The 13,106-nt window shown below is 41.2% G+C and carries 14 protein-coding genes; all 14 read left to right on the top strand.

Features of this window, described 5'->3' with window-relative positions:
* The first annotated feature begins 94 nt into the window (after nucleotides 1–94).
* Nucleotides 95–925 carry a prolipoprotein diacylglyceryl transferase gene (lgt, locus tag AC2TFD_RS25520; protein WP_335516410.1) on the top strand — a complete coding sequence of 277 codons (831 nt, stop codon included), beginning with the start codon at nucleotides 95–97 and terminating at the stop codon, nucleotides 923–925.
* Between the two features lie 206 nt (nucleotides 926–1,131).
* Nucleotides 1,132–2,085 carry a nucleoside recognition domain-containing protein gene (locus AC2TFD_RS25515; RefSeq protein WP_335516406.1) on the top strand — a complete coding sequence of 318 codons (954 nt, stop codon included), beginning with the start codon at nucleotides 1,132–1,134 and terminating at the stop codon, nucleotides 2,083–2,085.
* Entirely contained in the window at nucleotides 2,075–2,722 is a 648-nt protein-coding gene (ppaX, locus tag AC2TFD_RS25510; protein ID WP_484674175.1) for a pyrophosphatase PpaX, read from the top strand. Before AC2TFD_RS25515 ends, ppaX begins: the two co-directional genes overlap by 11 nt.
* Nucleotides 2,723–2,724: 2 nt before the next feature.
* A complete protein-coding gene (locus AC2TFD_RS25505) occupies nucleotides 2,725–3,252 on the top strand; it encodes an acyltransferase (protein ID WP_335568876.1) in 528 nt (175 codons plus the stop codon).
* A 151-nt stretch (nucleotides 3,253–3,403) separates the two neighbouring features.
* Nucleotides 3,404–4,573, top strand: a complete 1,170-nt coding sequence (locus AC2TFD_RS25500; protein ID WP_484674174.1) for an ATP phosphoribosyltransferase regulatory subunit — start codon at nucleotides 3,404–3,406, stop codon at nucleotides 4,571–4,573.
* Complete coding sequence (hisG, locus tag AC2TFD_RS25495; RefSeq protein WP_335516395.1) at nucleotides 4,570–5,208, top strand: ATP phosphoribosyltransferase; 639 nt, start codon at nucleotides 4,570–4,572, stop codon at nucleotides 5,206–5,208. The genes AC2TFD_RS25500 and hisG overlap by 4 nt, the downstream gene beginning before the upstream one ends.
* Before the next feature lies 1 nt (nucleotide 5,209).
* On the top strand, nucleotides 5,210–6,481 hold the full coding sequence (gene hisD, locus AC2TFD_RS25490) for a histidinol dehydrogenase (RefSeq protein WP_484674173.1): 1,272 nt from the start codon (nucleotides 5,210–5,212) through the stop codon (nucleotides 6,479–6,481).
* 213 nt (nucleotides 6,482–6,694) lie between these two features.
* Nucleotides 6,695–7,282, top strand: a complete 588-nt coding sequence (gene hisB, locus AC2TFD_RS25485) for an imidazoleglycerol-phosphate dehydratase HisB (RefSeq protein WP_335516389.1) — start codon at nucleotides 6,695–6,697, stop codon at nucleotides 7,280–7,282.
* Nucleotides 7,283–7,909 (top strand): imidazole glycerol phosphate synthase subunit HisH, encoded by a 627-nt coding sequence (hisH, locus tag AC2TFD_RS25480; RefSeq protein ID WP_335568879.1) that lies wholly within the window; start codon nucleotides 7,283–7,285, stop codon nucleotides 7,907–7,909.
* Nucleotides 7,906–8,634 (top strand): 1-(5-phosphoribosyl)-5-[(5-phosphoribosylamino)methylideneamino]imidazole-4-carboxamide isomerase, encoded by a 729-nt coding sequence (hisA, locus tag AC2TFD_RS25475; protein WP_484674172.1) that lies wholly within the window; start codon nucleotides 7,906–7,908, stop codon nucleotides 8,632–8,634. The genes hisH and hisA overlap by 4 nt, the downstream gene beginning before the upstream one ends.
* On the top strand, nucleotides 8,631–9,392 hold the full coding sequence (gene hisF, locus AC2TFD_RS25470) for an imidazole glycerol phosphate synthase subunit HisF (RefSeq protein WP_335516377.1): 762 nt from the start codon (nucleotides 8,631–8,633) through the stop codon (nucleotides 9,390–9,392). Before hisA ends, hisF begins: the two co-directional genes overlap by 4 nt.
* Entirely contained in the window at nucleotides 9,389–10,000 is a 612-nt protein-coding gene (gene hisIE, locus AC2TFD_RS25465; protein ID WP_335568882.1) for a bifunctional phosphoribosyl-AMP cyclohydrolase/phosphoribosyl-ATP diphosphatase HisIE, read from the top strand. Before hisF ends, hisIE begins: the two co-directional genes overlap by 4 nt.
* Nucleotides 10,001–10,183: 183 nt before the next feature.
* A complete protein-coding gene (locus AC2TFD_RS25460) occupies nucleotides 10,184–11,698 on the top strand; it encodes a tetratricopeptide repeat protein (RefSeq protein ID WP_484674171.1) in 1,515 nt (504 codons plus the stop codon).
* A 346-nt stretch (nucleotides 11,699–12,044) separates the two neighbouring features.
* A complete protein-coding gene (gene trxB, locus AC2TFD_RS25455) occupies nucleotides 12,045–12,995 on the top strand; it encodes a thioredoxin-disulfide reductase (protein ID WP_484674170.1) in 951 nt (316 codons plus the stop codon).
* The last annotated feature ends 111 nt before the right edge of the window (nucleotides 12,996–13,106 follow it).

Genomic DNA, 13,106 nt, shown 5'->3' with positions numbered 1-13,106 from the left:
TTGTTTGCAGGCTCTTTTCTTAATAAGTATTGTTCATAAAAGCAGCAATGGTTAAGATAAGAGCCCTTAAAAAAGAGGAGAAGGGAGAAATGGTATGAATTCATCGATACAACCTCTGGATCCAGTTGCTTTTGCATTAGGACCTGTTCAAGTCCATTGGTACGGGCTGATTATTGGTTCCGGTTTAGCGCTGGCGTTATTTCTAGCGATTAGGGAAGGGGATAAGAGAGGGCTGCCGAAGGATACATTTGCCGATTTAATGCTTTGGGCAATCCCGATTGCGATCCTTTCAGCACGATTATATTATGTTATCTTTGAGTGGGGCTATTATGCTGAGCACCCAGAACAGATCATTCAAATTTGGAATGGCGGTATTGCCATCCATGGGGCCTTAATTGGTTCCGTCGTTACTGCATATGTTTTTGCTAAAAAACGAGCTATCTCATTCTGGAAGATTGCTGATATTGCAGCACCAAGTATAATTTTAGGTCAAGCTATCGGACGCTGGGGGAATTTCATGAATCAGGAAGCTCACGGCGGCGAAGTCACAAGGTCGTTCCTTGAAAACATGCAGCTGCCTGAGTTCATCATTAATCAAATGTATATAAATGGTGCCTACTATCATCCAACTTTCCTATATGAATCAATCTGGAATATCGTTGGGTTTATTCTGTTAATTTTACTGCGCCGTGTGAACCTGCGCCGTGGGGAGCTATTCCTGTCGTATGTAATTTGGTACTCTGTAGGGCGATTCTTTATAGAAGGTTTACGAACGGATAGTTTAATGATTGGCGGCCTTCGGATGGCACAAACGATTTCTATCGTTTTGATTATTGGTGCTGTTATTATTCTGGCTTACCGCAGGAAAAAGAATCTAGCAAAAGATCGATACTTAGACAAAAACAATCAAGCACTTACGCACTAATAAAAGGCTGTTTTCGTAAAGATTGTTGTTAAAATCTTAAAGCCGATTTTAACGTAAAAATATCTATTTTGAGCTTTTGAATTAAGTTTGCAGGCTCTTTTCTTATTAAATTTTTGCTGTTTTCTACGGATTTTTGCGCAATCATAAAATTTGGTTCCAAAAAGCAACAAAGTAAAGAAAAGAGCTTTAAAGGAGAAATTGGAGAAATGATTAACTCAATAAAAAAGGGCTTGCAGGTGGGGATAAAAACAACTTGGACCTTAGGTAAAGTTATTTTTCCAGTAACCCTGATTGTGGCTGTGCTCCAGTATACTCCCGTCTTGCCTTGGATCATTGAGAAAATTGCACCCATGATGAACCTGATTGGCTTATCAGGAGACGCAGCAATTCCACTCGTAATAGGGAATTTTCTCAATCTTTATGCGGCCATTGGAGCCATTTTAACACTCGACCTTACAGTAAAAGAAGTTTTTATTTTAGCGGTTATGCTCTCATTTTCTCATAATTTAATTGTTGAATCGAGCGTAGCCATGAAAGTTGGTATTAAGCTTTGGCTTGTCCTGGTTACGCGGCTGGGACTTGCGTTTGTATCTGCAATCGTCATTAATCTTGTTTGGCAAGGAGGCGGCGAAACTGCGCAATATGGCCTGATTCAAGCAAAAAGTGATGAGCAAGTATCCGGAATAGGATCCATAATCCTTTCAGCGCTTGAAAAAGCCGGACTAGGAATCCTGCAGTTAGCGTTGATTGTCATCCCGCTGATGATTGTGATTCAAATTTTAAAGGATCTGCAATGGTTAAAGAAGTTTTCACAGGGAATGTCCCCTGTTACGAGGAGTTTAGGAATGAATGAAAATACTTCTACTACTATGGCAGCAGGATTATTATTTGGACTGGCCTATGGTGCAGGAGTAGTGATTCAGGCTGTGGAGGAAGATGGAGTCAGTAAAAAGGATTTAACTCTTGCCTTTATTTTTCTCATGTCCTGCCATGCAGTAATAGAAGATACGCTTATCTTTATTCCGCTTGGAATACCGGTCTGGCCGCTCTTTTTGATTCGTCTGGGTGTCGCCATTGCTTTAACTCTGATAGTCGGATTCTTCTGGAGACGTTCAGGTAACCTAGGTAGAAAAGGAGCAGAACCAAATTATGAAAAGTAATATAAATACAATTTTATTCGATTTAGATGGAACGTTGATTGATACAAATGAGTTAATAATTTCAACCTATTTACACACACTTGAAAAGTACTACCCAAGTAAGTTTAAACGAGAGGACGTTCTGCCATTCTTAGGTCCAACCCTTCATGAGGTTTTTGGGAACATGGATCCCGAACGCGTGGAGGAAATGGTACTAGAATATCGGGCATACAATATCGCAAACCATGATGTGATGGTCAAGGAATTTGCTGGGGTTGTTGAAACTCTCGAGATTTTAAAGGAGAAAGGCTACAAACTAGGTATTGTTACCACCAAGCGTCACGATGTTGCGCTTAAAGGCATCCACTTAATGGGACTTGATAAATATTTCGATGTTATTATTGCTTACGACCATGTCAAAAAGGTAAAGCCTGACCCGGAACCTATTTACTTAGCGCTTGAACAGTTAGATTCAAAACCTGATGAAGCCATGATGGTAGGAGATAATTATCACGATGTGCTTGCTGGTCAAAATGCAGGGACAAAAACGGCTGGTGTTGCTTGGACTATCAAGGGCAGGGATTACTTAGCAAAATATGAACCAGATTACATGTTGGAGAACATGGAAGACCTCTTAGCGATTCTCGGAGAGAGGTAAGGATGAGAAGGACAACCCGTTACCCTGTCGAAGGAGCCAATTCCTTATGGCATGTATACAAAACCGTACCTTTCTGGAAAGTTGTCAAAAACTTCATGGTTATTCAACTTGCCCGTTATACCCCATTTCTCGGAGTGAAAAATTGGCTTTACAGGACTTTCTTAGGACTAAAGGTCGGCGAGCAGACATCCTTTGCCTTGATGGTGATGCTGGATGTGATGTTCCCTGAGAAAATCAGCGTAGGACGAAACACAGTTATTGGTTACAACACAACCATTCTAGCCCATGAATATTTAATAAAAGAATATCGACTCGGTCCAGTGGATATCGGGAGTGAAGTGATGATTGGTGCCAATTCTACCATCCTTCCGGGGGTAACGATTGGTGATGGGGCCATTGTCTCTGCTGGAACGCTTGTTCATAAAGACGTACCACCTGGTGCCTTTGTCGGAGGCAATCCCATGCGGGTTATCTATACAAAAGAAGAAATGGATAAACGCTGGGCTGAAGATCCGATTTATAGCAAATAAGAAAAATTGAATGGCAGCCTGGTTTTTAGAACCGGGCTCTTTTTTACATAATAAATGATATTTCGATTGACGAATATTCCACAAACAGGTAAACTTTAATTTATTAGTACATTAGCGAACTAAAGGATTCTGAAAATAAAGGATGATTTGGATGAGCCGTTTATTTATGTTTGAAAAGCCTTTAGGCATGAGAGATACGCTTCCAGAGTTATATGAAAAAAAGCACCATGTCAGGACCTTGATGGAAGAGTCAATCAAACAGTGGGGATATCGATTTATAGATACACCTACACTGGAATATTATGAAACCGTTGGAACCGCATCTGCCATCTTAGACGCAGAGCTGTTCAAATTACTTGATAAGGATGGGCATACTCTCGTCCTTCGTCCGGATATGACTGCACCGATTGCCAGGGTAGCAGCTGCAAGGCTTTTGGATAATGATACTCCACTGCGATTGGCGTATTCCGGTAATGTATACCGCGCACAACAGCGGGAAGGCGGCAGACCTGCAGAGTTCGAGCAAATCGGTGTGGAGTATATTAATGATGATACCGTTTCAAGTGATGGCGAGGTAATCGCATTGCTCGTATCTTCGTTACAAAAAGCCGGGTTGAGTCAATTTCAAGTTTCCGTTGGTCATATCGGTTTTGCACAGGAATTATTTATACAAATTCTAGGAACCAATGGACGGGCAACTGCCCTGAGACGGTTTTTATATGAAAAAAATTATGTTGGTTACCGTGAGCAAGTAAACTCTTATTCTCTATCTTCCATTGATAAACAGCGGCTGCTTCAGCTTCTAGAATTAAGAGGCGGTGAAGAGATCATTGGCAAAGCACTTGATATCATCGAGGATGGCTATGGTAAACAATCCCTTATTCAGCTTAAGGAATTGTGGGAAGTAATTAGCGACTACGGCCTTGAGGAATATGTGAAATTTGATTTTACGATTATGAGCCATATGAGTTATTACTCAGGAATCTTATTTGAAGCGTACGCTGGAAATGTAGGTTTTCCAATCGGAAATGGCGGACGCTATGGCTTGATTGAAAAATTCGGAAAAGATGCGAGTGCCACTGGTTTTGCAGTTCGATTGGATAGACTTTTAGAGGCGCTGGGCTCACAAGACGTTCTGACAACAGTAGAATGTATTTTTTTCAGTCAGGAAAGAAGAAAAGAAGCCTTTCAATTGGCAGAAACACTGAAGGCTGAAGGGAAAAAGGTTGTCCTGCAGGATATTAATGGTGTTAAAAATCTTGATGCCTTTACGAAGAAATTTACCAATACCACCTTTTTAATCGGGGGTGCTAACCAATGAATTCAAGACTAACGATTGCGATGCCAAAAGGTAGGATTTTTGAAGAGGCTTTAGTATTACTGCGTCATGCAGGCTACAAACTTCCGCCCGAATTCGATGATTCACGAAAATTAATTATTGATGTCGAAGCAGAAAATATGCGTTTTATCCTGGCAAAACCAATGGATGTGGCTACATATGTCGAGCATGGTGTTGCGGATGTCGGGATTGCTGGCAAGGATGTATTACTTGAAGAAGAACGAGATGTATACGAACTCCTTGATTTACAAATCAGTGCCTGTTATTTGGCCGTAGCTGGACTTCCAGGGACACCGATGAATGACGTCGCACCTAAAGTAGCAACCAAATACCCGAATGTTGCCGCAGCTTATTTTCGCGAACAGGGCGAACAAGTTGAAATTATCAAATTAAATGGCTCCATCGAGCTTGCACCATTGATTGGATTAGCGGACAGGATTGTTGATATTGTATCAACGGGAAGAACCTTAGTCGAAAATGGACTTGTGGAATATGAAAGAATTAAAGATGTGACATCAAGGCTGATCGTCAACCCGGTTAGCTACAGAATTAAAGACGAACGAATCAATGAATTAGTAAAAAGGTTAAGCGGTGTTGTCTCGTTGGAGGAAAAATAACATGAAAATTGTTAAAGTGAATGATCTTATCTCTATTAAACGTTCAATTGAATCCGGAACAACCGAGCAATTAGCGGTAGTTAAAAATATTATTTCAGACATTCGCAGCCATGGTGATAAGGCATTACGCGAATACACAGAAAAATTCGATCGCGTAATGGTTGAAACCTTCCTTGTAAAGGAAAAGGAAATAGATGAAGCCTATGAGAAAGTTGATTCCGAGTTTATTTCCATTGTTCAAGAGGCTGCAGCTAATATTAGAAGCTTCCATGAAAAACAATTGCGTCCTTCTTGGATGACAACAGAAGAAAATGGAAGTATTCTTGGTCAAAAAATCACACCGCTGGATTCAGTTGGTGTTTATGTACCAGGGGGAACTGCAGCGTATCCTTCCTCCGTGCTTATGAATGTGATTCCGGCGAAAGTAGCTGGAGTGAAAAGAATCGTGATGGTTTCACCTCCTGACTCTGATGGGAAACTGCCTGCAGCCGTTCTAGTTGCGGCTAAGGAAGCTGGAGTAGAAGAAATCTATAAAGTTGGCGGAGCTCAAGCCATTGCTGCATTGGCATATGGGACCGAGTCCATCGCTTCTGTTGATAAGATTACCGGTCCAGGTAATATCTTCGTAGCTTTGGCGAAGCGAGAGGTTTTCGGGGATGTTGATATTGATATGATTGCAGGACCGAGTGAAATCGCGATCATTGCCGATGAAAGTGCACGGGCCGATGAGATTGCAGCTGATTTATTATCACAGGCAGAACACGATCCGCGTGCATGCAGTGTCCTTGTTACTCCATCGCAGCAATTAGCCGAAGAAGTGGCTGCAGAAGTAGAGAGACAATTAGCAGAATTGCCTCGCAGGGATATCGCTTCAAAGTCCATCGCTGATTATGGTGTAATCTATGTGACTTCATCCATAGAGGAAGCAGTTGAAACGGTGAACCAGCTGGCTCCAGAGCACCTAGAAGTCTTAACTGAAAATGGGATTGAACTGCTTGGGAAAATCCGGCATGCAGGTGCCATTTTTATCGGGCGTTATAGTTCAGAGCCAGTGGGTGACTATTTTGCCGGACCCAACCATGTTCTTCCTACCAATGGTACGGCTCGATTTTCCAGTCCGCTGAATGTGGATGATTTTCAAAAAAAATCAAGTGTGATTATATATAGTGAAAAAGCTTTAAAGGATAATGGGGAAAAAATTGCAAAATTTGCCCGTATGGAAGGTCTTGAAGCCCATGCGCGTGCAGTAGAATTACGGCTTAAGAATCAATAAGGCTGTTTTCGCAACGATTATTGTTAAAATCTTAAAGCCGATTTTAACGTGGCAATAGCTATTTCGCGGCTTTGAATTCAGTTTGCAAGCTCTTTTCTTATAAAATTTTTACTGTTTTCGGCGAAAACACAGCACAATCATTGATTTTCGTTATAAAAACAACAAAGTTTAAGAAAAGAGCCATCAATAATTATTTTGCTAGGGGGCCCTTTCATGGAAAGATATGCAAGCATAGAACGAAAAACAAATGAGACTCAAATTAGTTTATCACTTGATATTGATGGCGAAGGAAAATCTGAACTTGAAACAGGGGTTCCATTCATGAGCCATATGCTTGATTTATTCGCGAAACATGGACAATTTAACCTCACTGTTGACGCAAAAGGGGATATTGAGATAGATGATCATCATACCACAGAAGATATCGGAATTGTTTTAGGACAGGCATTGCGCGAGGCCCTTGGCGATAAAAGAGGGATTAAACGCTATGGAAATGCCTTTGTTCCAATGGATGAAGCATTAGCACAGGTTGTGGTTGACCTTAGTAATCGCCCGCATCTTGAAATGAGAGCTGAGTTTCCAAATGCTAAGGTAGGTACCTTTGATACGGAGCTTGTCCATGAGTTTTTATGGAAACTTGCCCTAGAGGCACGCATGAATCTTCATGTCATTGTCCATTATGGACATAATACGCATCACATGATTGAGGCTGTTTTCAAAGCTCTCGGTCGCGCGCTTGACGAGGCGACAACCATAGACCCACGCATAAAAGGAGTTCCGTCAACGAAAGGGATGTTATAAATGATTGGTATTGTCGATTATGGTATGGGCAATCTCTTTAGCGTTAGTAAAGCATTAGAGAGGTTGAATGCTGATTATTTTATTTCAGGTGACCGGGAAGAGTTGTTAAGCGCCGAGGCCTTGCTGCTTCCAGGGGTTGGCTCTTTCCGGGATGCGATGGAAGTATTGCAAGCAGACACCATTAAGGAGTTTGCAGCAAGCGGGAAACCGCTGCTTGGCATTTGCCTTGGCATGCAGCTTCTGTTCGAGGATAGCGACGAAAATGGTTTGACGAAAGGTCTCGGTTTATTACCTGGCAAGGTTCGCCGTTTTCCGGGAAAGACAGCAGATGGGGAAATATATAAAGTTCCTCATATGGGTTGGAATAAACTTGAGTTTGTCCAGTCTTCGCCATTATTGGAAGGATTAGATGAAGACTATGTATATTTTGTTCATTCTTATTATGTAAGTGCGGAAAACTCTGAAGTATTATTGGCAAAGGCAGATTACCATGAAGAGGTTTCTGCTGTTGTCGGCAAGGATAATATTTTTGGAATGCAATTTCACCCTGAAAAAAGCAGTAAGCTGGGGATGGCACTGCTAAATAATTTTCTAAAATTAGTGGAAGAAAGGAAGGCGTTACGATGACTATCACAATATATCCAGCCATTGATATGCGCGGCGGGAATTGCGTACGCCTTCTTCAAGGTGATTACAATAAGGAAACCATATATGGTGATTCTCCTTTTGATATGGCAAAAACTTTTGCTGCAAATGGTGCGGAATGGATTCATATGGTTGACCTTGATGGGGCAAAGGATGGAAAAAGGGTTAATGATTCTTTTGTGATTGAAGCAGCCAAACAGCTGCCGGTAAAAGTCCAGATAGGCGGGGGGATTCGTTCTGAAGAAGATATCCTTCATTATTTGGAAAATGGCGTTACGCGAGTGATCATTGGCAGTATTGCTGTTTCTAATCCAAAGTTTGCGATTGAAATGATTCAGAAATACGGCGAACAAATTGTCGTAGGAATTGATGCGAAAAATGGCTATGTGGCAACTCATGGCTGGATTACCACTTCCGAAGTGAAAGCAGTTGAATTAAGTAAACGATTTGCGGACGCTGGTGCAGAGACGTTTATTTTTACCGATATTGCAACGGATGGTACACTTTCTGGTCCTAATATTTCAGCTGTATGTGAAATGGCTGAAGTAACAGGGAAGAATGTCATTGCCTCAGGCGGAGTAAGCAGTTTAGCAGATTTGCAGGCTCTTAATGCTGAGGGTGTTAAAGGGGCAATTGTGGGGAAAGCCCTATATGAGAATCGCTTTACGTTGAAGGAAGCTCTAGCAATCGGTGAGGTGAAAAGATGACGCTGACCAAACGAATCATTCCATGTTTGGATGTAAAAGAAGGAAGAGTGGTCAAGGGGATTCAATTTGTGCAGCTTCGGGATGCCGGAGATCCGGTTGAATTAGCCAGATTTTATGATGAACAGGGAGCAGATGAACTTGTTTTCCTTGATATATCTGCATCTGTTGAAGGACGAAAAACAATGGTTGAAGTCGTGAAAGCTGTTGCCTCGGAGCTTGCCATTCCTTTTACAGTCGGTGGCGGGATCAATTCATTAGAGGATATGAAACGTATTCTCCGTGCGGGTGCGGATAAGGTATCATTAAATACGGCAGCCGTTTTGAATCCTGCGGTAATTTCTGAGGGAGCAGACTTCTTTGGAACACAATGCATTGTCGTTGCCATTGATGCAAAGTATGATGAAGAAATTGGCACCTGGCGTGTTTATACACATGGCGGCCGGACGCCAACGGAGCGGACTGTAATTGAATGGGCAAAAGAAGCGGCAGAGCTGGGTGCTGGTGAAATATTACTAACAAGTATGGATAGTGATGGCGAGAAAAATGGCTTTGACCTAGAGTTGACAAAAGCGGTAAGTGAAGCTGTGACCATTCCGGTTATAGCTTCTGGCGGTGCTGGAAACGCCGGCCATTTTGAAGAGGCATTTGTAAACGGAAAAGCAGATGCAGCGCTGGCTGCCTCTATTTTTCATTATAAAGAAACATCTGTACACGAGGTAAAAAGCTATTTGCTTGAGAAGGGAGTGAGTGTCCGATGAATATTCGTTTTGATGAAAAAGGCCTAGTACCTGCGATTGTCCAGGATGCCGAAACGAAAGAAGTATTAACATTAGCCTATATGAATCAGGAGTCTCTTACCAAAACACTTGAAACGGGGGAAACATGGTTTTTCAGCCGCTCCCGACAAGAATTATGGCACAAAGGAGCTACCAGCGGCAACACGCAGACAGTCGTGAGTGTGAAATACGATTGTGATCAGGATGCGGTGCTTGTGCTCGTACAGCCAAAAGGTCCGGCTTGCCATACAGGAGCGGTAAGCTGTTTCTCAGAAGGCATTACCGAAAGAAGCAATAGTCTGGCAGACTATCAAATCTTACAAACATTAGAAAAGCTTATTACAGAGCGAGAAAAAGACCGTCCAGAAGGGGCTTATACCACCTATTTATTCGAAAAAGGCGTCGATAAAATTTTGAAAAAAGTCGGTGAGGAAGCTTCCGAAGTCATCATCGCAGCCAAAAACCGCGACAAAGAAGAACTAAAATGGGAAGCCGCCGACCTTCTATACCACCTGCAAGTACTACTAGTCGAACAAGGACTGCCATTCAAAGAAGTACTGCAGACATTAGAAGAAAGACATAAGAGATGATGCTGGTGATTTCACCATTGGTGAAATTACATTGGTGCCTGTCACCATTTATTCAAAAAACGCTGTTTATGCAGCGTTTTTTTGCATGATTTATCCATAGTGTGAATTGTGGTGGATTTCTTCTCGGACCGGCTGCAGTTGTGTTATACTACATAAGTTAGTATTTTTTAGATGGAGGTCCCCATGATAAAAGACAAGAAGGCAAGAAGCCAAAAGGGAAAGATCCTGTCGTTTGTTCCGACTGGGGAATATTATTTCACAAAAGGTATCAAGGTATACCATCGCCGAGATTTCAAAAAGGCAAAAAAGTATCTTCAACGGGCGATGCAGCTGGAGCCTGGTGAACCAATGATAACCTGTCAGCTTGCCATTGTGTTAACAGAACTTGGTGAGTATGAAAATTCAAATCGACTTTTGCATATAGTACTTAATGAACTTGATCAAGATATGAGTGAGTGTCATTATTTTTTAGCCAATAATTATGCCCATATGGGTTTCTTCAAAGATGCTTATCACCATGCGAATATGTATTTGACGTTGGAACCAAATGGTGATTTCAGAGAAGATACAGAAGAACTTCTAGAGATTCTTATGTTAGAAACGGATGGTTTAGAAGAGCCTCCTTATGAACAGGACGATCTTATCCTGAAGCAGGAGCAGGCTCGTGAATTATTAGAATCAGGATATTTTCCTAAAGCTATAGAGTTGTTAAAGGATGTTGTGGAAGAATATCCAGAATATTGGTCAGCTTATAACAATTTAGCTCTCGCTTATTTTTATTTAGGTAAAACAAAAAAAGCAGAATCGATACTCGATGATGTTTTAGATAGAAATCCAGGGAATCTTCATGCTTTGTGTAATCGAATGGTATTTGCTCATTATCAAGGTAAAAAGAAGGTAGTTGCCCAGTTAACGGAATCCTTAAAGAAAATCCAGCCGATTCTAATTGAACATCAATATAAATTAGGGGCAACCTTTGCCATGGTTGGTGAATATCAAGCAGCGTACTACTGGTTGAAAAAATTATATAATATTCGTTTTGATGGTGACGGTCCATTCTATTATTGGCTCGCATATTCAGCGTATTATTCAGGCTATGTTGAATTTGCAGAAACGATATGGAAAATTGCACTTGAGCATTCCCCTGATAAAAAGGGTATGGAACCATGGGTTTTAAAAAGACCTATTAATAGTGAATTTGAAGATCACTCTGGTTCAATTTATCAAAAATTAGAAAGTGATTTTATTGAGGAGCGTTTATTTGCAATATTCTTGGCTTCTATTACAGGAAAAGCAGGAGAAATTTTAATTTCTGAGCGTTTTTATGAAAATCAAAAGCTCACGACAATAGAAAAGAATTATGCTTCGTACCTAAAGACCGGAACACCCTCTGAGTTAAAAGCTGCGCAGGAAATTGCTGAGTTACTTTATAAAAATCATAACCCCTTCGAAACGGTTGAGTCAGGTTTATTCCTTAAGTGGTTTTCTGTTTTTGTTGAAATTTCAAAAACAGGGATGAACTTGAATAACAGACATGCGTGGGCTGGGGCAATAGAATATGTCTGGTATAAGGAAAGCAATGAAAAAGTTTCCCAACAAGAAGTTGCGACCACTTATGATATATCACCAGCAACCATAGGAAAATATGTGAAGCTGCTAAATGATTATCTGTGTCCAGCTCCGCTTTTCGTCGATTAATAAGCAGATAAATGGACTTCAATACAATTGTTTTATACGATTAAGTAGGGAATACTATACTTAATCGTATTTTTTATATATTATATCTAGCTGCAGCGCCTAGGGGCTCGGGGTCATAAGCTTGTCTAGTTGCGGCTCCTTGGGACTCGAGGAATAAGCCACCCCATGAAGAAGGCAAAAAACGCCTTCTTGCATGGTTTGTCTTATTCCTTCGTCCCAGGGCAGTCGCCTCCACATTTCTGACAATCCGTCAAGTAGGTTAAAGGGAGCAACCTTCATGCCGGCTCGTCTTATGCCTCTCGTCCCTGACCAAGGCGCTTCCGCTTTAAATGGAGGATTGATCCTGATGTCTGAGGAAAAAATTTATGATGTAATTATTGCAGGTGCTGGTCCAGCAGGGATGACAGCTGCTGTTTATACTTCTCGTGCCAATCTTTCAACACTTATGATTGAACGCGGGATGCCTGGCGGTCAAATGGCGAACACGGAGGATGTTGAAAACTATCCTGGATTTGAAAGTATCCTAGGCCCGGATTTGTCGACAAAAATGTTTGAACATGCGAAAAAATTCGGTGCCGAATATGCGTATGGTGATATCAAAGAAATCATCGACAATGGAGATGTAAAAACGGTCGTTGCAGGATCAAAACAATATAAAGCCTATTCTGTTATTATTTCGGCAGGAGCCGAATATAAGAAGGTAGGGGTACCAGGCGAAAAGGAACTTAGCGGACGCGGTGTATCGTATTGTGCGGTATGTGACGGGGCATTTTTTAAACAAAAAGAATTATATGTTATTGGCGGTGGGGATTCGGCAGTTGAAGAAGGTGTTTATTTAACACGCTTCGCTTCTAAAGTAACAATTGTGCACCGTCGTGATGAGCTTCGTGCCCAAAAAATACTCCAAGACCGTGCTTTTGCGAATGAAAAAATTGATTTTATTTGGAATCATACCATTAAGTCCATTAACGATAAGGATGGAAAAGTTGGCAGCGTAACACTTGTTTCAACACAAAATGGAGAGGAACAAGAACTTCCAGCTGATGGCGTATTTATTTATATTGGGATGATTCCACTTTCTAAACCATTTGCCGACCTCGGAATCACCAATGAAAATGGCTATATTGAAACGAATGAGCGGATGGAAACAAAGGTAAAAGGTATTTTTGCCGCTGGTGATATTCGTGAGAAAACATTAAGACAAATTGTTACTGCAACAGGTGATGGCAGTATCGCAGCACAAAGTGCACAACACTATGTAGAAGAAATAAAAGAGGAACTAAAAATAAGACAATAAATTTACAAAATTTTCATAAACGTAATCCTCTTTTAACTCTTCTGTAACAGTGGTGAAATAATAATAAGGTAGAATAAAAATTAAGAATTGACCCCCTTTAAAATATTCACT

This window comes from Neobacillus sp. plas4 (assembly GCF_057221695.1).
This window is presented reverse-complemented; position numbering and strand designations above follow the sequence as displayed.